Annotated in this window: 13 protein-coding genes and 1 tRNA gene; 6 read left to right on the top strand and 8 right to left on the bottom strand. The window is 68.1% G+C overall.

Annotated elements, in window-relative coordinates; translation table 11 throughout:
* The first annotated feature begins 78 nt into the window (after positions 1-78).
* A complete protein-coding gene (locus QM618_RS09655) occupies positions 79-2514 on the top strand; it encodes an MMPL family transporter (protein WP_428097827.1) in 2436 nt (811 codons plus the stop codon).
* Positions 2515-2603: 89 nt separating this feature from the next.
* On the opposite strand, the gene QM618_RS09660 is transcribed toward QM618_RS09655, so the two are convergent.
* The 3 genes from QM618_RS09660 to QM618_RS09670 all read right to left on the bottom strand — a co-directional run bounded on the left by QM618_RS09660 (position 2604) and on the right by QM618_RS09670 (position 6873).
* A tRNA-Met gene (locus QM618_RS09660) sits at positions 2604-2677 on the bottom strand.
* A gap of 57 nt (positions 2678-2734) precedes the next feature.
* Positions 2735-5626, bottom strand: a complete 2892-nt coding sequence (locus QM618_RS09665; RefSeq protein ID WP_428097832.1) for a UPF0182 family protein — start codon at positions 5624-5626, stop codon at positions 2735-2737.
* A gap of 92 nt (positions 5627-5718) precedes the next feature.
* On the bottom strand, positions 5719-6873 hold the full coding sequence (locus tag QM618_RS09670) for a YlbL family protein (RefSeq protein WP_428097836.1): 1155 nt from the start codon (positions 6871-6873) through the stop codon (positions 5719-5721).
* Between the two features lie 62 nt (positions 6874-6935).
* Here QM618_RS09670 and QM618_RS09675 point away from each other — a divergent pair, with 62 nt between their 5' ends.
* The 3 genes from QM618_RS09675 (at position 6936) to QM618_RS09685 (ending at position 9593) form a co-directional block, all read left to right on the top strand.
* Positions 6936-8294 carry a zinc-dependent metalloprotease gene (locus tag QM618_RS09675; protein ID WP_428097842.1) on the top strand — a complete coding sequence of 453 codons (1359 nt, stop codon included), beginning with the start codon at positions 6936-6938 and terminating at the stop codon, positions 8292-8294.
* Between the two features lie 121 nt (positions 8295-8415).
* A complete protein-coding gene (locus tag QM618_RS09680) occupies positions 8416-8577 on the top strand; it encodes a DUF5679 domain-containing protein (protein WP_428097846.1) in 162 nt (53 codons plus the stop codon).
* A 101-nt stretch (positions 8578-8678) separates the two neighbouring features.
* A complete protein-coding gene (locus QM618_RS09685) occupies positions 8679-9593 on the top strand; it encodes a hypothetical protein (protein ID WP_428097852.1) in 915 nt (304 codons plus the stop codon).
* A 21-nt stretch (positions 9594-9614) separates the two neighbouring features.
* Here QM618_RS09685 and QM618_RS09690 read toward each other — a convergent pair whose 3' ends face one another.
* Together QM618_RS09690 and nudC are read right to left on the bottom strand one after the other, a co-directional pair.
* Positions 9615-11612, bottom strand: coding sequence for an ATP-dependent helicase (locus QM618_RS09690; RefSeq protein WP_428097854.1), 1998 nt, complete (start codon positions 11610-11612; stop codon positions 9615-9617).
* A 300-nt stretch (positions 11613-11912) separates the two neighbouring features.
* Entirely contained in the window at positions 11913-12797 is an 885-nt protein-coding gene (gene nudC / locus QM618_RS09695; protein WP_428097858.1) for an NAD(+) diphosphatase, read from the bottom strand.
* Positions 12798-12882: 85 nt separating this feature from the next.
* Here nudC and QM618_RS09700 point away from each other — a divergent pair, with 85 nt between their 5' ends.
* Positions 12883-13836, top strand: coding sequence for a phosphotransferase (locus QM618_RS09700; RefSeq protein ID WP_428097861.1), 954 nt, complete (start codon positions 12883-12885; stop codon positions 13834-13836).
* On the opposite strand, the gene QM618_RS09705 is transcribed toward QM618_RS09700, so the two are convergent.
* From QM618_RS09705 to QM618_RS09715, 3 genes are all read right to left on the bottom strand, one after another.
* The gene (locus QM618_RS09705) at positions 13833-17045 is read right to left on the bottom strand and encodes a UvrD-helicase domain-containing protein (protein WP_428097864.1); all 3213 of its coding nucleotides are present in this window, start codon (positions 17043-17045) and stop codon (positions 13833-13835) included. The two genes, QM618_RS09700 and QM618_RS09705, sit on opposite strands and share 4 nt — an antisense overlap.
* Complete coding sequence (locus QM618_RS09710; protein WP_428097868.1) at positions 17042-20131, bottom strand: PD-(D/E)XK nuclease family protein; 3090 nt, start codon at positions 20129-20131, stop codon at positions 17042-17044. The genes QM618_RS09705 and QM618_RS09710 overlap by 4 nt, the downstream gene beginning before the upstream one ends.
* Before the next feature lie 72 nt (positions 20132-20203).
* A complete protein-coding gene (locus QM618_RS09715; protein ID WP_428097873.1) occupies positions 20204-21085 on the bottom strand; it encodes a DUF3152 domain-containing protein in 882 nt (293 codons plus the stop codon).
* A 48-nt stretch (positions 21086-21133) separates the two neighbouring features.
* On the opposite strand from QM618_RS09715, the gene QM618_RS09720 reads away from it, so the two are divergent.
* Complete coding sequence (locus QM618_RS09720) at positions 21134-21352, top strand: DUF3107 domain-containing protein (RefSeq protein WP_428097876.1); 219 nt, start codon at positions 21134-21136, stop codon at positions 21350-21352.
* Positions 21353-21363 lie beyond the last annotated feature (11 nt).

A 21363-nucleotide genomic window follows, 5' to 3' on the forward strand; every position in this document is an offset into this window, starting at 1 on the left:
CAAACTAGCCGCGAGGGCCTACACTGATATCCGGCAACGACGCCCTTCCCATTCCACTCCCCGCCGGAAAGGCATTCCGTGGCACACTTTCTCTTCCGCATTGGGCGCGGCTCCGCGGCTCGCCCCTTCATCGCGATCATCGCGTGGGCAGTAGCGCTGCTCGCGGCGGCCGGAGCGTTCCTCGCGTTCGGCGGCAAGCTCGCAGACACGTTCTCCATCCCTGGCACCGAAACGCAGCGCGTCACGGAGGAGATGTCCTCCAAGATCGCTGGGCTCGATGGTGGCAGCGCACGCATCGTCTTCACCACCGAGGACGGCGCCGCCTTCACCGCGGAGCAGCAGCAGGCCATCAGCACCGCGCTTGCTTCCGCCACAGAGATCGAGCACGTCACGGGCGTTGTCGATCCGTTCGCCACCCAAGCGCAGCGCGACGCGCAGATGCAAGAACTCGCGGACTCCAAGACCCAGATTGAGCAGGGACGCGAGCAGGTTGCGCAGGGTCAGGAGCAGCTGGACGCCGCGATCGCGCAGGCCACAGAGGCCGGCATGTACGACGCCATGGCAGACGACTTCGCCGCACAGCAGAAGCAGCTCGACGACAGCACGGCGCAGCTTGACGCTGGCGAGCAGCAGTTGGCGCTTGGAGAGCAGCTTGCCGCGAACGCGGCGGGCCTCACGACCGTGTCCGAGTCCGGCGCAGCCGCCCTTGGCGTGGTGCAGTTCGACACCGAGGTTCACGGCGTGCCGCAGGGCGACAAGGACACCGTTGTCGAGACCGTCGAGGCCCAGGTGCCAGACGGCGTCAACGCGTACTTCTCCGCGGAATTCGTGAGCGGCCCCGAGGGCATCCTCGGTGTCGGTGAGATCGTGGGTGTGCTCCTCGCGCTCGTGGTGCTCATCGTGATGATGCGGGCCTTGCTGCCCGCCCTGCTGCCCATCGTGACGTCCGCCGTTGGCGTTGGCATCGGCGTTGCCACCGCACTCGCCTTCTCTGGCGTCGTCGACATGCAGTCCGTGACGCCAGTGCTCGGCGTCATGCTCGGCCTCGCCGTCGGCATCGACTACTCACTGTTCATCGTCAACCGCCACCGCACCCAACTGAAGCGCGGCATGGAGGTGACCGAGTCCGTCGGCCTGGCGAACGGAACCGCAGGAAATGCCGTGGTCTTCGCGGGCTCTACCGTGCTCATCGCGCTGCTCGCGCTCAACATCACGGGCATCCCGTTCATGGGCATCATGGGCACGGTCGCGGCGTTCTGCGTCGCCGTAGCCGTGCTTATCGCCATCACCCTGACCCCGGCGCTGCTTGGCCTCATCGGTATGCGCGCGCTCGGCAAGAATGCGCGCACGAGCGTCGGCGCGCCGGAGCACGCCGAGCCAGAGGCGAAGCCCATGCGCACTGGCCGCGCGGTGCTGTCGCTCATCGTCGCGGTGATCGCGCTTGGCGTCATCGCGATTCCCGCGGCCTCGATGCGCCTTGGCCTGCCCGACGGCAGCCAGGAACCCGCCGACTCCACCCAGTACAAGGCGTACTCGACGATCGGCGCCGAGTTTGGAGAGGGCATCAACGGCCCGCTGCTCGTGACCGCAGCCCTGCCCGCGCCGGTCACCGATGACGAGGTGCTCGCCGCCCAGGTGGCCGTAAGCAACGAGATCGCGTCCTACGACGATGTCGTGGCCGTGGTGCCCGTAGCCGTGTCCGACGACAATAGCTTCCTCGCCTTCCAGGTGATCCCCAAGGAGGGCGCCTCGTCCGAGTCCACGGAAGAACTCGTGCACGCGCTGCGCGACAACGCCACGCTTGCCGACGGCACCGTGCTTGGTGTGGCAGGCGAGGCGAGCGGCAACATCGACATCTCCGAGAAGCTCGCGGACGCGCTGCCGCTGTACCTCGTCGTGGTCGTGGGGCTGTCGATCATCATCCTGATCGTGGTGTTCCGCTCACTGCTGCTGCCGGTCATCGCCACTGCTGGCTTTGTGCTGAGCCTCTTCGCCGCCCTCGGCTTCGTGACCGCCGTGTTCCAGTGGGGCTGGCTCGGCTCCCTCTTCGACGTCCACGATCCCGGCCCCATCCTGAGCTTCCTGCCGATCATGCTCACGGGAATCCTCTTTGGCCTCGCCATGGACTACCAGCTGTTCCTGGCCTCCGGCATGCGTGAGGCTTACGTGCACGGGCTGCCGGCGCGGAACGCCGTCGTTGCAGGCCTTCGCCACGGCCGCGCCGTGGTCACGGCCGCCGCGATCATCATGATCTCGGTCTTCGGAGGCTTCGTGTTCTCCCACATCGCGATGATCAGGCCCATGGGCTTTGGGCTCGCGATCGGCGTGCTATTCGACGCATTCGTGGTGCGCATGGTCATCATCCCCGCGGTGCTGCACCTCGTGGGAGACGGCGCGTGGTGGCTGCCAAAATGGCTCGACAAGCTCCTGCCGAACGTGGACGTGGAGGGCTCGGCTCTCGAGCGTGAGCACCCCTTCGCGGGGGCTGCGGAGGAACCAACTCCGGCGACGTAGGCGCGAGCCCGGCCACAGCGTCGGGCCGCTCCTAGCGCGGGAAAGCGAAAGGGGCCCTCACCATCTGGTGAGGGCCCCTTTTCGATTCGTAGCGGGGACAGGATTTGAACCTGCGACCTCCGGGTTATGAGCCCGGCGAGCTACCGAGCTGCTCCACCCCGCGTCGGCAAGAATCTAGTTTACCTGACGCAATGAAGGGGGCCAAATCGCGCCCCTTCCGCTACGCGTCCGGGCTAGCCGTGGGCTCCGCGTCCGTGTTGCCCTCGAGCCTGCGAGACGCGGCGACAGCGTCCTCGAGCGCGTTAGCGAGGTCCTCTTGGGCCTGGCCGTACGCCGCGAAGTCACCGACCGCGAGCGCGTCCTGGCCCGCCTCGATCGCCTGCTGGGCCCGCGTCAGCGCGGAGTTGAGCGCCTGCTGGGCCGCTTGGGTGTCGGGGTCCGTCGGCTCCGTGGGCTCTTCCGTGCCCGGCTCTTCCGTGCCTGGCTCCTCCGGCTCTTCCGCTGCACCCGCGCCGAACACCTGGTCAAGCGCGCCCTGCAGCGTGTCCGCAAAGCCCACTTCATCGCCAAAGGCCACGAAGACCTTGCGCAGCAGCGGCACCTTGGTGCCGGCCTTCGCCTCCACGTACACGGGCTGCACGTACAGCAGGCCGCCGCCAACGGGCACGGTAAGGAGGTTGCCGTTGATGACCGTGGAGTCACCTTGGCGCAGCAGGTTAAGCGTGGTCTGCGCGTCGGTGTCCGTGGAGAAGTTGTTCTGCACCTGGCCGGGGCCAGGAATCGTGGTGTCACGCGGCAACTCGAGCAGGCGCAACGTGCCGTACCCGTCGGCCACTTCGCCAGGGGTATCACCCGTCTCCGAATCCACCGCGAGGTAGCCCGTGAGGATGTTGCGGGGGTTCTCACCACCCTGGATAAACGTGCCCGTGAGCGAGAACGACGGCGCCTCCTGGTCAGGCATCTGCAGCGACAGGTAGTACGGCGGCTGCTTCTGCGTCTCCTTGGTGGGGTCGTTGGGGATGTTCCACGAGTCCGAGCCGTTGAAGAACGTCGCCGGATCCGTCACGTGGTACGACTGCAGCTGGAAGCGTTGCGCCGTGAAGAGGTCTTCCGGGTAGCGCAAGTGGCTCATGAGCGCGCCAGAGATCTCGGAAATCGGCTTGTACGAGGCGGGGAACACCTTCTCCCACGTCTGCAGGATCGGGTCTTCCGTATCCCACGCGTAGAGGTTCACGGTGCCGTCGTACGCATCCACCGTGGCCTTCACGGAGTTGCGGATGTAGTTGATAGGGCTCGGCGACATGCCCGACGCTGTGGCATCGGCATTCCCATAGAAGACTCCGGTGGGGGTCACCGCTGCGGAGTAAGGAAATTGCGAGGTGGTCGTATAGCCGTCCACTACCCACACCACACGCCCGTCAACGACCGCTGGGTACGTGGTTTGGTCGAGCTCGAGGTATGGGGCGATCTTCTGCACGCGCTCTTGGGGGTCACGGTAGTAGAGCACCTGCGACTCGCTCGTGACGCGGTCGGAGAGCAGAATCTGCTCCTCGCCAAAGCGAATCGCGTACATGAGCTTCGCGAAGATGTTGCCCACTGACGGCCCGCCGTCACCCGTGAACGTGGAGTTCACCTGGCCCGTCTCCGAGTTGTCGTCCGGGTAGTCAAGCTCCCATGGGGTGGTGCCCGCAGGGGCCCCGACGATCGAGTACAGCGGCAGGTTCTGGCCAAAGTACACGCGGGGCTCGTAGTCCCCCATGTCGCCTGCGGAGGGGATGCCACCCTCCCAGAATGTGGGCTGGCCATCGAGCTTCACGCGGTTGCCGTAGGCGGCAACAACGCCGAATCCGTGAGTGAATACGGTGGTGTCGTTCACCCAGTTGCGGTTGGCGTCGCTCAGTCCGTCGAGGTTGAGTTCGCGAACGGCAATGACGGTGTCGCGGATCTCATCGCCCACCCGGTACCGGTCCACCTGGAGCGTGTCGCCAAAGTTGTAGTACTGCTTGTTCTGCTGCAGCTGCTGGAAGGCGGGGGCCACCACATTGGGGTCCAAGAGGCGAATCTGCGTGGTGGTGTCCGCATCCGCGCGCAAAGCGTCAGCGTCGGCCTCTGTGGTGGCCCTGTAGTCCGTGACCTCAACCTTGTCGAGTCCATAGGCGTAGCGCGTGGCGTCGATGTTGCGCTTGATGAAGGGGGTCTCCTTCTCCAGCACGTTCGGCGTCACCGTGAAGCGCTGAATGACCGCGGGATAGATGCCACCAATGGCGATCGCGGCAACGAGCAGCAGACCAACACCAACGGCGGGGATGCGCCAGTCGGCCCGCCAAATGACGAGCAGGAACACGCCCGCAACGATGATCGAGATGCCCACGAGAATGCCGCGCGACGGGAGCACGGCGTTGATGTCGGTGAACGACGCCCCGTAGAACTTCTCCCCCACCTTGTTGAGGAGGCTGTAGCGCTGCAGCCAGTAGTTGGCGGCCACGCCAAGCATGATGAGCGCGCCCATCACCGCGAGCTGAATGCGGGCACCCTTGGAGGCCACGAAGTTGCGGCCGCCTCCGGAGATGCCGCCGTAGAGCAAGTGCACGAAGGCCGCGAGCGCGGTGCACAGGATGAGGATCGTCAAGTAGAACCCTACGAGCGCGTGCAGCACAGGGAGGGTGAAGACGTAGAACGAGGCGTCAAGCCCAAACTGTGGATCCTTGACGCCGAACGAGGTGGAGTTGAGCCACGCAAGGATCTCTCGCCACCGCGAAGACATCACGGCGCCGGCGATCACGCCAACGAAGACCGGCGCGATCCACATCACGGCGCGCTCGAGTGGCCGCACCTGCTCGCGATACCGGTCAAGCGCTGGACGGCCGCCAAGCTCTGGCCGCACGCGCCTCGCGATCCACAGCGTGAGCCACAAAGCACCGCCCGCAATAAGGCCAAATACCAGGAACGTCACCAAACGCGCGACCCACTGGGTGCGCCATACCTCGGTGTAGCCCACCTGGCCGTACCACTGCCACTCGGTCCACACATTGGCCACCGCGATCGCGAGCACGATCACGATGCCCACCACCACGGCGGTGACCGCCACGGGCGAGCGCCTGCGCGCGGGCATGGGGCGGGAGGGTGAAGCGCTACGGTCGGCGTCGAACGTCAACGGGGCACATCCTTTGTGGCTGTTTGGCTTGAGGCTTCAGGGTGCCATACCTAGCAGGTAGGCAGGGACGCGGTGTCGCCCTTTCCGATCGCCACGATGGCCGTGTAGGCGTCGTCAAGGGTGTTGACTGAAAAAACGCTCAACCCAGGTGGAATGTTGCCGACGACCTCATCGCAGTTCTCGACGGGGGCCAGGAAGTACGCGGATCCGGCGTCGTGGGCGCCCCACATCTTCATACGGATGCCGCCAATAGGCCCAACATCGCCGCTCGCGGCGATGGTGCCGGTGCCCGCCACCTTGGCGCCCGCCAGCTCGTCCTCTGGCGTGAGCTTGTCCATGATTCCTAGGGAGAACATCAAACCTGCGGACGGTCCGCCAACGGAGTCGATCGCCACCGTGACGTCGATGGGCAGGTCAAAGGTGGGGTCCACGTAGATCCCCATAATCGCGTTGCCGTTGCCGTCGTCGCTCGTGTCGAAGGTCTGGTCCAGCTGCACCCCGCCGCGCTTCACGGTCACCGTGATGGCATCGCCTGGCGTCTTCGACTCCATCACGTCCGCGAGGTCGTCGTAGGTGGTGATCGTGGTGCCGTCTACGGCCACGATGACGTCATCCTCTTGGAGATGCCCCGCGGCCCCGGAGTCTTCCGGCACCTCGGCAACGGTGATCGTCGCCGGCACGGGGTGTCCCAGTTCCTCGAGCGCCGCCACCGTGGCGCTCTCTTGAGACGAGATCCAGTCGGTGCGGGACTGCTCCGCCACGGCGTCCTCGTCCTTAGGGGAGCCAAACACCCACTCTCGCGGCAACGTGTACTCGCGCTGCGAAACCCACGCAGAGAGCACCCTGCCCATCGTGAACGGCGTGCCCCCAGCGTCGGCCACCGAGACCGTGGTGAGCCGCAATTCCCCCGTGGACTCGTATGTGGGCGCGCCCTCGATCGTGACGAGCGGCTCGCCGTCCTTCTCTCCCAGCGTGTCGAACGTCGGCCCGGCAGAGCCGATCGCGAAAGCCGCCGGAATGATAGTGAGCGCAGCAATGAGGATGGAGACCGCGAGTCCCGTCACGGACAGCACTGTCGCCCTGCGTGCGGCTTGCTCGTCGGCAAACTCGAGCGGCTCTGGCGCCAAGGTGTCCACATCGGTGTCCGGGTTCACGTGGACAATCATCGCCGATTCGCGCCCATGCTCATAGCGAACGAAGAGCACAAACCCCTAGCCCGCGCGTTACGTTGGTGAGCGCGGCGTCCGCCGCGCGCTAGGGAGGCGCAGTGACCACCGACGACACCCCATGGATGCGCCTGCTGCGCGAGCTCTTTGGCGACGACGCGGAGCGCGCCCTCGAAGAGCTTGAGCGGATGGGACTTGACCCCAAGCAGATCGCCGAGGCGTCCGGCCTCGCGCAGTCGCCGGAGATGATGGATCACGTCCTCGGCCAGATTCGCTCCCTCATGACGCAGAGCCAAGGCGAAGACGTCAACTGGACGCTCGCGCACGACGTCGCCCGCGGTGTCGCCGCGCAGGGAGGCGACCCCACCGTGAGCGCCGCCACAGCGTCGGACTACCGGCAGTCGGTGAGCCGCGCAGAACTGTGGCTCGACGCCGCAACTGACTTCGACCCGTCTCGTGAGGAGCCGCATGTGTGGAGCCGTGCGCAATGGGTGGAGGCGACCCTGCCCACGTGGCGCGTGCTCGCGGGGCCGGTGGCGGTGAGCGTCTCGAGCGCGCTGAGCTCGGTGCTGCACGCGGAATCGGAGGGCACGATGGGTGGCCTGCTCGGCTCGGTGCCTCCCACGGTGTGCGGCATGCACATGGGTCAGGCCGCGGGCCAAGCGGCGCTCGAGGTATTCGGCGGCACGGACCTCGGCATCCCGCTGCTCCCCCAGCCGCGCGTGGCGCTCGTGCCAAGCGTGATCGAGGGGTTCTCCGCGGGGCTCGACGTGCCAGCAAAGGAAGTGCAGGATTACCTCGCGCTTCGCGAGGCCGCGCACGTTCGACTCTTCGCCGCCGCGCCATGGCTGCCCGGCCAGCTGCATGCGGCCATCGAGCGGTACGCGGCAGGAATCACGATCGACCTCGACGCTCTTGACCGCGCGGTGTCCGACGCTGGGGCTGGGGATCCCGCCGCCCTCCAGGAGGCGCTTACTCGCGGGATCTTCGCGAGCCATCACACCGATGAACAGGCCGCGACGCTCGAGCAGATCGAGACGTGGCTCGCGCTGATTGAGGGATGGGTGGACGAGGTGACCACCGTGGCCGCTGCGCCACACCTGCCGTCGATCGGTTCGCTGCGCGAGATGATGCGCAGGCGGCGCGCGGCAGGCGGTCCCGCAGAGGACGCCTTCGCGAACCTGCTTGGCCTTGACCTGCGGCCACGCCGGTTGCGCGACGCCTCCGCGATGTGGGGCTCACTCACGCGCAGCGTTGGTGCCGCCGAGCGCGACGCCATCTGGTCCCACCCCGACCTCCCGCCGCGGCCAGAGCAGCTCGCGAACTGGCAGCAGTGGGTGGACACGCGTGGGGCGTCCGATGATGTCGACGCCGAGCTGCAGCGGATGCTCGAGGGCGGGCTTGGCGACGCCCCAAGCGAATCCGAGCCCAACGACGAGCCCCCAACAAACACGGACTGATCCGACACGTCGACGCGTAATTGGCGCGAAATCGTGCTCACGCCCGTCTAGGCTTGTGCACAAGAGGCCCGTGTGGCCACAAAGCGCGTGCACCAGCACGCAATGACAAAGGGAGAGCCACATGGCTGACGAGACGTACTCTGGCGAGTTCTACTGCGTGAAGTGCAAGGACAAGCGCTCCACCGAGGGCAAGGTCGTCATCTCCGAGAACGGCCGCCGAATGGCGAAGGCCGAATGCCCCGTGTGCGGCACCAAGCTGAACCGCATCCTCGGCAAGGCCTAAGTAGTTCGCGAAAGCGGCCGTCCTCCTTAACGGAGGGCGGCCGCTTTGCTTTGCCTGTGGATAACCGATTGAGGCGCCATAGGGGGTGGCACGGTTGATCCATGCGCCTTCCTTCGCCGTGCCCCGTTCTTGCTCGCCCGCGCGTTGACGGGGGCACGGACGTGCAAGTGGGCCTCGCGGCCCCGGTCACGCTCACGGAACTTGGCTTGAGCGAGCGGGCTTTCGTTGAGTCGCTTGAGGGCGGCCGTCCCGTTTCCGCCGCACAGGCCCGACGCTTTGGCCGGGTGGTCGGCATTCTCACCGCCGCAGGGATATGGGATGCAGAGGACGTCAGAGCGCCTAGCGCCCGCGTTGCCGTGTGGGGCGCGGGAGCCCTGGGGATGGACATCGCGGCCGCGGTGCACCGCGCGGGACTTGAGGTGGCGCTGCACGATGCCGCGGCGAGCGAGGTGGAGCCGGTTGGCACCTACGTGGCCACCGCCACCGGCACGTGCGCGGGAGCCGCGGCGGCGACCCTAGCGGCGCGCGGGCACACCGTTGGGGTCGCGGGAGGCGGAGAGAGCCTCGCGGTCATCACGTGCATGGGCGCTCCAGACCAGCAGATCATCAATCACTACGCTCCCTCCGCGACCCCGTACGTGCTTGTTGCGTGCGACGGTCCATCGGTGTGGGTCTCGCACGTTGTGGTCCACGGCCGCTCCGCGTGTTCGCGGTGCAGAGACCTGGCGCTCGCCCGCCTAGACCCCGCGTGGCCGTCGCTCGCGCTGCAGCTCGCGGGCTCGGGAATCTCCACGCGCAGGCCGCTCGTGCACGGGTTCGCGGGAGCCACCGCGGGCGTGCGTGTGGCGAGCCGCCTGTTGGGCTGGCTGGTGGGCGAGGACGTGGGGGTCGCGGAACGGATCGACGCCACGGGTCGGATCGTTGCGGAGCCTCTCGAGGCGGAACCGGGATGTGGGTGCGGGGGCGCGGGTGCCGTGGGCGACGAGGTCGCAGCGCGCAGGGCCCGCTGGCGGTGACGGCTGGCCACACGCCCCGTGTCACTGGCGGGCGACGATCTCCAGAATGTCCGCCCCGTACGTCTGCAGTTTTGACGCACCAACCCCATTGACCCGCGCAAGGTCGCCAAGAGTGCGCGGACGATCCCTGGCAATCTGCACGAGCGACACGTCGACGAGCACCGTGAAGGCGGGCTTTGCCGTCTCCTTCGCTATCGCGAGCCGCCATTCCTTGAGCTCCTCGAAGAGGCGCACCTGCCCGGCGTCCAGATCCGCGAGCGCGGCGCTCACCGGTTGGCGCTTCACCACCGTTGGGCGCGCGTCTGGCCACTGCTGCTCCAAGAACCGGGTGCGCTTTCGCGTTGCCTTGCCGCCCGTCTTGCGCGCCCTGGCGAAGCTCACGGAGAGGTGCTCCCGCGCGCGCGTGATCGCCACATAGAGCAGGCGCTTCTCTTCCTCGACCGCCTCCGCGGTCTCCGCGAGGGAGATCGGCATGAGCCCCTCAGACGCGCCGATGATGAACACGGCATCCCACTCGAGTCCCTTTGCGGCGTGCATGGTCGTGAGCGTGACCCCATCGACAGACGGGGCGTGCTGTGCTTGGGCTCGCTCGGCAAGGTGCTCCACGAAGTCCCGCAGCGTCGCCTCGCCACCGGAATCTGCGTCGACGTCGTCGGCGAGCTCAGCAAGAGCCTGGAGCGAATCCCACCGCTCGCGCACGGCACCCCGAGCGGCAGGAGGCTCCTCCGCCCACCCCACGTCCATGAGAACTGAGCGGACGGACTCCCCCAACCCAGCGTCGGGCCGTGGTGTTGAACCCGCCGACACGGCGGCGCCGCGCAACAAGACGATGGCGCGCTTGACCTCATCGCGATCGAAGAAGCGCTGCCCGCCGCGCACGAGATAGCCGATGCCGCGCTGCGAGAGCGCCTCCTCGAGGGCCTCCGACTGGCTGTTGGTGCGATACAGCACCGCTATCTCGCGAGCGGGCACTCCCTGCGCCGTGAGCGCCTCGATGCGCGAGGCGACGCCCTCGGCCTCGTCCACGTCATCCTCGTAGGCCGTGTACGCGGGCGCGGGGCCGTTGGGTCGCTGAGCCACGAGCTCCACCGAGCTGAAGGCGCTGTCGCGCGAGCGCATGAGCGAGTTGGCGAGCTGCACCACCTGGGGGGTGGAGCGGTAGTCGCGGACAAGGCGCACCACGGTGGCATCGGGGTACTCGCGGCGGAAGTCAAGAAGGTGCTTTGGGGACGCGCCCGCGAACGAGTAAATGGTCTGCGCGGGGTCGCCAACGACGCACAGTTCGCGGCGGCCGCCAAGCCACTGTTCAAGCAGGAACTGCTGGAGAGGGGAAACGTCTTGGTACTCATCCACCACGAAGTGCTTGTACTGGCGGCGAATCTGATCCCCCACCTCCGCGTGCCTGCCGATCATGTCCGCGAGCAGCAGCAGAATGTCCTCGAAGTCAAGCACCACGGCGTCCGTCTTGGCCTGCTCGTAGGCGCGCATGGCGTCGGCCACCTGATGCGCGGTGAGACCCGCGGGGAGGGGACGGCCCACGTCCGCGATCTTGCGCTGGTAGTCGTCGGGATCCACGAGCGAGACCTTGGCCCACTCGATCTCACTCGCCAGATCGCGAACGGTGAGGCGGTCAACGCGCAGCCCAATGCCGCTCGCAGCGCGGCCAACGAGCTGCGCCTTGTGCTCAAGAATCTGGGGCAGCTGCCCGCCAACCACCTCCGGCCAGAAGTAACTCAGTTGACGCAGCGCCGCCGCGTGAAAGGTGCGCGCCTGCACCCCGCCTGCGCCGAGGCCGCGAAGGCGTTGGCGCATCTCCCCCGCCGCGCGCGCGGTGAACGTTACGGCGAGCACCGAATGCGGGTTGTAGGCGTTGACGCGCACTCCGTAAGCAATGCGATGCGTGATGGCGCGCGTCTTGCCGGTGCCCGCTCCTGCGAGCACGCACACGGGACCGTGGAGGGCGGTGGCTACCTCGCGCTGCTCGGGATCGAGGGCGTCGAGAATCTCTTCTGCGGACATCAGATGCATTGTGTCAGCCCGCGCAGACACGCGGCTCCGCTATCCACAGCCTCGCAACCTTCCCCGCGGATCACCTCTCCACACACAGCGATCACCTCTCCACACGCGCCGGCGCCACGGGCGGCGTGTCGCGGGCGACACGCCGGGATCTGCCACGCCAGAGGACCCGAGTGTGTGGAGAGGCATTCCGGCTGTGTGGAGAGGTGTTGCTTGTGGCTGGGGGTCCGGGGTCCGGGGTCAGAGGTCAGAGGTCAGAGGTCAGAGGTCAGGGGTCAGGGGTCAGGGGTCAGGGGTCAGGGGTCAGGGCTTTAGCCAGTCGTCGAGCATCCAGCGCGCGATAGAGCCTCCTGGCGGCAGGATCACATTCCCCTCGGCAACGAGCGCTGGCAGTTCCTCGCGCGTCACCCAGCGCGCGTCCGTGATCTCGTCCTGGTCCAGCCGCAGTTCCGTGTCCTCGACCATCGCCTTGAACCCCACCATGACCGACGCTGGGAAGGGCCATGGTTGCGACGCCACGTAGGCGAGGCTCGCCAGTGACAGACCAGCCTCCTCCCCCACCTCGCGCCGCGCGGCCTGCTCGAGGCTCTCTCCCGGCTCCACGTAGCCGGCAAGGTGCGAATAGCGGCGCGCGCTCCAATAGGACGCATGCGCGATGAGCAGCCGATCATCCGGGTCCGTGATCGCCACAATGACGGCGGGATCGGTGCGCGGATAGTGCTCTCGCGAATCGGCATCGCAGCGACGCACCCACCCGCCGTGCACGGGCTCTGTCACCGCTCCACACAGCGAGCAACGCGGGTGATTCGCGTGCCATGTGGCGATCGCTACCGCGGTGGAGGCGAGCTCACGATCGCGAGCCGCATCGGCGTCGGTCCGCTCGCTGAAGGCCCTCAGCAAATCCCGCAGGCCCACGAGCCGCTCGGAGCCGATGCCGTCGTCGCTCACGCCGAACGTCGCATCCGCGGGCACCACGGCCACCAGATCCCTGTCGCCGTCGCGCCCCAAGTACAGGGTCAGCGAGGCCTCCGGCCGCTCAGCAGGCGGCAATTCCACGAGCCGCCCGTCCGCGGCCAGCACGGCGCCATCGCGCACCACCACGGCGTCCGCGTGCGCCATGTCGAGATCCCGGCGCTCCGCCGCCCTGTCGACGATCAGCGGGTCTGTGAGGGTCCACGGCAGGCTCATACCCCCAACCTAAGCCCCTAGCAAGGGTGACGCGGGCGCGGCGTGGAGCGTGGCGTCGGGCCCGCTTAGGCCGTACCGTGAAACCGTGCCACGTTCTCCACTCGCGCTCGCCGCGCTCGCGTCTGTCGCCGTGCCCGGGCTCGACGTCTACGACGTGCTTCGCAGCCCACACGCTGACGCCGATTTTGACGTGGTGGTGGTCAAGGACGCGACCGGCACCAGGTGGATCGTGCGCGCCCCGCGTCGGCCCGCCGCAGGAGCCGCACTCGAGGCCGAACAGGGCCTGTTGACCGCGCTTGGGCGCGCCCGCGAGACCGGCCTTGTGCGCTTCGAGGTGCCACAGCCGCGCGGTTCGGCGCTACTCGGTGCCGACGAGGGCCGCGTGATCGTGTACTCCGAGGTTCGTGGGGCGCCGCTCGTGCTCGCGAGCATCGAGCCGGGGCCGGGGCTCGCCGCGAGCATCGGCGCCACGCTAGCCCAGATTCACGAGCTGCCGCTCACCGTGGTCGAGGAGCAAGGGCTCCCCACGTACTCCGCGGAGGAGTACCGCGAGCGCCGCTTGGCCGAGCTCGACGCCGGCATCCACACCGGCCGCGTTCCGCCACGCTTGGCGGATCGCTGGGAGCGCCAACTGGAGAACGTGTCGTGGTGGCGGTTCGAGCCCACCGTGGTGCATGGCGATATGGGAGAGCACCAGTTGCTCGTCGCCGAGGGCCAGGTCAACGGCATCGTTGACTGGATGGATGCTCGCGTAGCCGACCCCGCGGATGACCTCGCGTGGCTCGCTGCCGCAGCGCCCCAAGACGTTCTCGACTCGATCTTCGAGGCCTACACCGTTGGCCGCAGAGAACTGCGAGACCCCCACTTGCTTGACCGTGCGCGCCTCGCATCCGAACTCGCGCTGCTGCGGTGGCTCATGTACGGCGTGCGCACGGAGAACACCGATGTCATCGACGACGGCGAGGGCATGATGCTTGACCTCGAGGCGTTGCTCTTCGACGACGTCGACGAGCACGAACACGAACACGACCAGGCTTAACCGACCACCAGCGCTTCCAGCTCCGGAGCGGTGAGCAGCCGGTCTGGCCGCACCGTCTCATCCGTGGCCACGTAGTAGAACGCGGCGTCCACGTCCTCAACGCGCAGACCCTTCCACGCCGCCCACGCCGCGCGGTATACCGCGAGCTGCACCTCGCGCGCGGCCTTCTCTGCGGGATCCGCTGGCGGCCGCCCGGACTTCCAGTCCACCACCGTGACCCTCTCCAGGCCCCTGCCGGCGGGGAATACCGCGTCGATACGGGAGCGAATCACACGCCCCGCGATGGGCAGTTCCACGTCCACCTCGACGTCACTTGGGGTGCGATCGGCCCACTCAGAGGCCTCCCATGTGCGCTTCAGCGCCGCGAGGTCCTCGTCGCCTTCCTCGTCTGGCCCCAGGTCGTCGGCCTCAAGCAGCGGCACTCGCCCGTAGTGCGACTCGATCCACGCGTGGAGGGTGGACCCGCGGTGCGCGGCACTCGTCGGCTCTTGCGGCATGGGCCTGCGGACGAGGTCCAGGAACGCCTCCCTGTCCCTACGGATCGCCACGAGCGCGGACGTCGACAAGTGAGTGGGCAGTTCCACCGTGGCGGCGCCGCGCGCGGCTCGCTCCGCAAGCATGGCAGCCACCTCGCGCCCAAAGGGAAGGGACTCGTCCCAGCCCGACGCTCCGCTCACCTCGAGCGCCGACCTCGCCACAGCGTCGGCCAGAACGCGCCGTGCCTGCTGGGCAGCGGTGGCCGGGCGCGGCCATGGCACCGGGTGGTGAACCTTTTCGTCTGGGCGAGTCCCGTCTTCGGGCCGCTCCGCCCATAGCCCGCGGTCCGCGACTCCCGCCTCAAGCAGCTCCTCAAGGAACGGCGACACCTTCTGCAGGGTCACGCCCTCGACGAACCACGAGCCGCTCAGCAGCACGTGGTGGCGCGCGCGGGTCACGGCGACGTAGAACAGCCGCCGCTCCTCCTCGACAGAGAACAGGCCGGCGTCGTGCCGGAAGTCGTCAATGCTCCCCGTAAGGGACGCGTGATCGACCACCGAGCGCCAGTGCCACTCGGGGAGCCGCGCGCTGTCCATCCGCAAGTGCCACGGCAAGGCGGTGCCGCGCAGCCACGCGGGGTCGTAGTACTCGCCCTTGGTGCGCTTCGTGATGGGGAACTTGCCGTCCGTCATCCCAGGCACAACGGTGACGTCCCACTCGAGGCCCTTCGCGGCGTGCACCGTGAGTACCTGCACTGTTCCGGGCTCAGGCTCCTTCACGGGCAGTTCGAGCCCCGATTCTTCGCTGCGCGCCGCCTCGAGCCACGCGAGCATCGCTCCAAGCGTCGCGTGCTCGGCGCTCCCCGCGAAGCCGCGCACCGCGTTGACGAACGCGTCGATAGTGCGCCGGGCGCGCCCGCCGGGGCTCGCCACCTCCACTTCAACGTCGAGTCCCCACGCGCGCTCGGCGAACGTGACGAGTTCGGTGAGCGGCAGGTAGGTGTGCCTGCGTATCTGCCCGACGGTGTGGCCTAGGGCGGTGAGCCGCTCACGGGCGGCGTCGCTCATCGCGCGTTGCCGGTCGCTGACGTCCTGCTCGCGAGGGAGGTCCGAGAGGGCGTCGATGATCGAGGCGCCGCCCTCTCGCTCCCCCCGCGGACCCGCGAGCACCTCTGCGCGGTCGTGTAGCGCCGCGAGATCCCCTGGGCCCAGATTGAGACGCGCTCCCGTGAGCAGGCGCATGAGCGCATCGCCACGCGAGGGATCGTGAGCCACCTGCAGCAAGGCCACGAGGTCGCTCACCTCGGGCGTGTCGAGGAGCCCGCCAAGCCCCACCACCTCGTAAGGCACCTCTGCGACTCGCAAGGCGTCCACGATGGGGCCGAACTGGGCGCGACGCCTGCACAGCACGGCGAGCGTAGGCTCCCGATCGGGGTGGAGCGAGGCGACCTGCCGCTGGTGGTCGCGGAGCCACTCCACGGCGATCGCCGCCTCCTCCTCGAGGTTCGCGGCGATGTGGGCCTGGACCGCGGGCGTTGGCAGAGCGACATCGCCTCCAGGGCGCGCGCCCAGCTCCTTGACCTCCACGCGTGTGGCCTCCCGCAGCGGGGCTGCAGCGACGTTTGCCGCATCGAGGATCGCGGCATCGTTGCGCCACGACACAGACAACGACGCTTGGCGCACGCGGTCGCGCCCGCCAAACGCCTCGACGAAGGCCTCGAGGGCAGCCGCCGATGCTCCCCGGAATCCGTAAATCGCCTGGTTGGGGTCGCCCACCGCCATCACGGGCGCTCCCCCGTACAGTCGCGAGAACAGCGTGAGTTGTGCGGGAGAGGTGTCCTGGAATTCATCGAGCAGGATGGCGCGGTACCGCGAGGCCTCCGCCTCCCGTACGGCAGGCAGTTCCGCGAGCTCGCACGCGATCGCCACCTGATCGGCGAAGTCGAGGTAGGAGCCCGCTCTCTTGCGCGCCTGGAAGTCCTCCACGAGGTGGCTCAAGGCAATGAGCCGCCGGAGGTTGACGATGGAGCCGGCGACGTCTTTGGTCATGACCCCGGCTGCGGCTTGACCGGCCTTCTTGGGTAGGGCCTCAAAGAATGTCAGCATCGCGGTGAGGTCATCGCGAAGCCGCTGTGGCGAGACGCCGTGATCGCGCAGTTGTCCCGCGAGCGACGGGATGCCGGAGGCGACAACGGACAGCGCGGAGTCGGTATCGAGCTCATCGGTCCATTCCTCCACCACGCGCGAGGCGAGCTGCCACAGCGCCGCGTTCGTGAGCACGGTGGAGTCGGGGTCAACGCCCAGCCGCAAGCCGTGTTCAAGGGCAAGGCCGGCGGCGTATCCGTTGTAGGTGGCGACCGCAGGGGCGGGGCGCTCGGGATCGCGCATGAGGCCGTCGGGGCCGCGCTCGTCGAACGCGAGAGCCACGTAGCGTTCGGAACGCTCGGCAATCTCTGCGGCCGCCTTGCGGGTGAAGGTGAGGCACAGGATCTCGTCGGGGCTGATGTCCTCACCAAACAATTCGCAAGCGTGGTCCAGCAGGTACAGGATGCGCAGCGACAGCGTCTCTGTCTTGCCCGATCCCGCCCCCGCCACTACGAGCGTGGGCTCGAGCCCCGCCTCGATGACCGCGGACTGTTCCGCCGTTGGGAGTTTGGCTGCACCGTGGGACACCGCGGCCATGAGTTCCGCAGCGCTCCGCGAGCGCCCAATGACTACGCCGTGCTCGCTCATTCGGCCACCTGCGCGCCTTCGCTGTGTGCGGGGCACGAGCGCAACACGGGACACGACGAGCAGCGGTCGTTGATGCACGCCTCGAACGTTGCGCCGCGCATCACTCCCGCAACGCCTTGCAGTTCCGCGAGTACGGCGTCCGCGTCAATCGCACTCTGCGTGCGCACCGAGGCGCTCACGGTGGTGCCGCCCACGTAGACGAGGCTCGCGCCAGCGGCCGCGTCGATCCCAGCGAAGCCTCCATGCCCGGCGGCCAGTTGATAGAGCTTGAGCTGGCCGTTGTCCTGTGCGTCCGCGGCGCTGATTGCGGTTCCGGTCTTGAGGTCCACGATCGTGGCAATCCCGTCCCGCACCTCCACCCGGTCCGCGATGCCGCTGACGGTGATCTGGTCCTCCTCGAGGTGCACGCGGAACGGCTGCTCCACGCTCACCTGAACCCCGTGGCGTTCCCCGATGTACCCCGCCAGCTTGACCACCATGCGCCGCGTCTTGTCGTAGTGCGTGCGGTCGGGCAGTGTCACTGGCGGCGCTCCCCATTCCTCGTCGAACGCGGCGAGCAGTTGCGACTCCGTGCCGTGCGGGAGCCGCTCCGCGAGCGCGTGCACGAGCAGACCGGTGTTCTGCGCTTCGCTTGCCTCCTTGGTTCCACCAACGGTCTCGAGCGCCCATCGCAACGGGCACCTGCGAACGAGGTCGTATCGTGACGGCGAGACCTTCACCTCGCCGTCGTCGAAAAGGCCGTCGAGCGTGCTCGGCTCCGCAACGCCGTACCAGGTGGCGGGATTCGCGGTGGCTTCGCCAAGGGCCGCAAGCCTCGCGAGCGCCGTTGCCGCCTGCCCGACGCTGTTTTCAGGGCCGCTGGAATCGCCGGCTCCGCTCGCGCGCAGTTTGGCGACGACGGAACGGAGGTCTGCGACGAGGGGAACGGTCATCGCGTCGACAACGGGAACGCCGGCGGCTCCCGCGATGGCGTGCACGAAGCGCGAGGGCCGGCGTTCGCCGTCGCTCACGCACGTGACGAGCAGCCCGGAGCGGGCGCGAGACACGGCTACGTACAGCGCGCGCGTCTCGTCGTCGAGCACCTCTTTGCGGGCTTGGCGCAGGTCTCGCTGCCCTGTGGCTCGCTCCACCGCCGCGGACGGCCCCGCGGCAAGCGCCTCCGCGAGACGCTGCGACCCAAGCACGGAGTCCCGCAACCGCAGGTTGGGCCACACGCCTTCGTCGAGGCCCGCGATCACCACGAAGTCCCACTCGCGGCCCACTGCAGAGGCGGGAGTGGCGAACGCGACCGCATCGAGCGCCTGCCCGCGCGCGCCAAGAACATCGGCCGCGAACTCTTGAGCCTCGAGGGAGTCGATGAACGACGCCACCGTCCCCGAGGGGAGCCTCTCCGTGAAGGACTGGGCCGCGCGCAGTAGCGCGATCACGGCGTCGAGGTCCGCATCATCCCTGGCAGAACCAGCAAGAGCGGAGGCGCGCAGGTCCGCAGCCACGTCCAGTGCGTCCCACACCGCCCAGATCACCGCCCCCGGAGTTGGCGCCGGCGCGCCGGCCCGCCGCCGCGCCTCGCCCACCGCCTTGGCCACCCGCCAAGCGGCACGTCCCTCGGCACCACGCACGTTCGCGAGTGAGGCTGGATCCGATAGCGCCTCCAGAAGTAGTTCCGTGCTGGCGCGCTCGCCGCCACCGGCACGCTCTTCGCGCAGCAGTTCGCGGCGCAGCCGGCGCAAGCCAACGGGGTCAAGGCCAACGAGCCGCGAGCCGAGCACCGCTTCCGCAGAGTCTTGGGTCCACTCCTGGCCGAGCGCCACCTTGATGATCGCGAGCAGCGGCGCCACGGCCGGCTCGCGGTGCAGCGCCACGCCGTCGCCAAGGCTCTCGCAGGGGATGTCGGCGGCCAAGAGGTCGGAGCGGATGTCTCGCAATAGCGCGCGAGACCGCGCGATGACCACCATGGAACCCCATGGCACGGGCCGAGTGCCGTGACGTCGCGCGCGCAGCCGCGAGGCGATGGCGCGGGACTGCGAGAAGTCGTGCGGGCTGGTGAGCACCTCGATGCTGCCGTCGGCGCCCGCGCCAGCCACAGCGTCGGGCCTGCCGGAGGCCCTCGCGGAGCCAAGGCCGGCCACCGAGATGCGTGCGGCGAGAGAGGCGGTCACGGCGGCGAGCGACCCGCCCTGCCGGTAGCCGTGCGTGAGCTCAACGTGCGCGGCGCCGAGCGCATCGACGGCGTTCGCGAGCGCGTGCGGAAGCGCACCGCGGAAGCCTTCGACGCATTGATCGGCGTTGCCGAGCAGCAACACTCTGGTGCCGGCACCAGCGATGACGCCGACAAGCGCGGCGGTGGCGGCGGTGACGTCGTGGAAATCGTCGACGACGAGCAGGTCCCACGGGCTTGGCTCTCCGCGCTCAAGCCGCGAGTGCAGCTCATCTGCGGCGCGCGAGACGATCACCGCGGGATCAAACCTGGCGCCCGCATCCGCCGGCCCGGTGCGCAACTGAAGGACGTCGAGGTACTCGCGGTAGAAGTCGGCGCCGGCAACCCATTCGGCGCGCCCGGCCCTGCGGCCAAGGGCGGCGAGATCATCCGGCTGCAGGTCCGCCTCGGCGGCGCGCATCATCAGGTTGCGCAGCTCGTCGCGGAAGCCCGCTAGTTCGAGCGACTCAGGGGCAACAATGCCCGTCCAGTTGGGCCCCGTGGAGAGCCCGGCCCGGTGCCCCGCGAGCAGGTCACGGATCACCACGTCCTGCTCAGCCCCGGAAATGAGTGACGGCGCCGGGGCATCCTCAGCCGCTGCGGAAGTGGCGAGAATGGAGAACGCGAGAGCGGCAGGGGTGCGCGCAAGCGCGACGCCCGTTGGCCGGTTGACCGCCAAAGACACGCGGTCTCGCAAGGCAGCGGCCGCAACCCTGGTGGGCGCGAGGAGCATCACCCTTTCCGGTGGGGTGCCACGATCAACTGCGCTCACCACGGCCTCCACCGCGAGCGACGTCTTCCCCGTTCCGGGACCACCCGTGGCCACCACGTTGGCGCGCCCAAGCGCCGCGAGCACCGCGCGCTGAGAGTCGTCGAGAGTGAGGGTCACACGCACATTCGACCAGAACGCACTGACACGCGCGCGCTCGCCACGCCTACGTCGTGGAGGGGAGCTGGCGCGTTAGTTCTCCGGGAACGGCCACGGGTTTGGCGTGCACTTGCTGGACAGCGTGCGCTGGTTGACCATGACGTCCGCGAGTCCCTTGCTGCACTTGACGTCCGGCCTGCCAAGGACGTGTCCCAAGCCGTGGTTGAGGAGATACTGGCGAGCGGCCGTGCGGTCCTCCGCGAAGGGCTCGAGGCCTTGGATCCAGTCATACACGCTGATCACCACGGTGCCCTGCTCTGCGCACTGGGTCACCCAGCCGGTGGTGGACGAGGAAGGAGTCGGCGAGGGGGTCGAGGAAGTGTCCGGGGCCAGCGCCGCGGCCTCATGCGGCGTGGGGCACAGCGCGGCCGCGGTGAACGGGGATGCGAAGACGATCCGCACGTCTGGGGCACCCTCGGTCTGGATGAAGGTGGTGGGGCCCTCCTTGGCCCACCCCTGCGCGTCCGTGAGCGCCGACATCACGAAGGTGGCAAGCGTGCCGTCGATCATCGACAGCCCCTGCTCCACGTCGATGCGCACGTACCGCACGATTCCCTCTTCTGGTGGCTCAACCTCGGTAGCAACGGGGACCGGCTGGAACACTGCGTCACCCTGATACGGGAAATCGAGAGAGCGCAGGCCCGCGGCGCGATCGTCGTCGTCGAGGTCTCGTGTCACGGGATCCAAGGGGGGAACGGACACCTCGAAGGTGGGCGACACGCGTGGCGTTGAGGATGGGGAGGGCGACGCGCTCGGCGACGGCTGTGCCGAGTTGAAGCTGTCCGCAAAGAGACTCGTTCCCCAGCCGGCCGCGATGCCAACACCAAAGGCCACCACAATCGTCACGATCGTGATCAGTGTTCCCTTGAGGGTGATTCTCCTGCCCGCGAACAGCCGAAGGGGACCGCGAGCCATGTGCCTACGATAGACGTAGTAGCAGCGACGAAAGCCCTGGAGGAAAGCGTGGAGATCCGCATCGGTGTGCAGAACGTGTCCCGTGAGGTGGTCATTGAGACCGATCTCACGTCCGCGGACATCGAGAAGAAGGTGGCCGACGCCATGGTTGGCGCCGCGCTTGACCTCACCGACATCAAGGGTCGCCGAGTGATCGTTCCCGCTGGGGCCATCGGTTACGTCGAGATTGGCGAAGAGGAACGACGCCGGGTTGGGTTCGGGGCGTAGCAGCGAGAGTG

Source organism: Demequina sp. (assembly GCF_049841215.1).
Lineage (GTDB): Bacteria > Actinomycetota > Actinomycetes > Actinomycetales > Demequinaceae > Demequina.

Excerpts from the sequence above, each read along its gene's own strand:
- QM618_RS09685 (WP_428097852.1), top strand. The coding sequence starts at position 8,679 with ATGCGCCTTCCTTCGCCGTGCCCCGTTCTTGCTCGCCCGCGCGTTGAC.
- QM618_RS09665 (WP_428097832.1), bottom strand. The coding sequence starts at position 5,626 with ATGCCCGCGCGCAGGCGCTCGCCCGTGGCGGTCACCGCCGTGGTGGTG.
- QM618_RS09690 (WP_428097854.1), bottom strand. The coding sequence starts at position 11,612 with ATGTCCGCAGAAGAGATTCTCGACGCCCTCGATCCCGAGCAGCGCGAG.
- QM618_RS09715 (WP_428097873.1), bottom strand. The coding sequence starts at position 21,085 with ATGGCTCGCGGTCCCCTTCGGCTGTTCGCGGGCAGGAGAATCACCCTC.
- QM618_RS09705 (WP_428097864.1), bottom strand. The coding sequence starts at position 17,045 with ATGAGCGAGCACGGCGTAGTCATTGGGCGCTCGCGGAGCGCTGCGGAA.
- QM618_RS09680 (WP_428097846.1), top strand. The coding sequence starts at position 8,416 with ATGGCTGACGAGACGTACTCTGGCGAGTTCTACTGCGTGAAGTGCAAG.
- nudC (WP_428097858.1), bottom strand. The coding sequence starts at position 12,797 with ATGAGCCTGCCGTGGACCCTCACAGACCCGCTGATCGTCGACAGGGCG.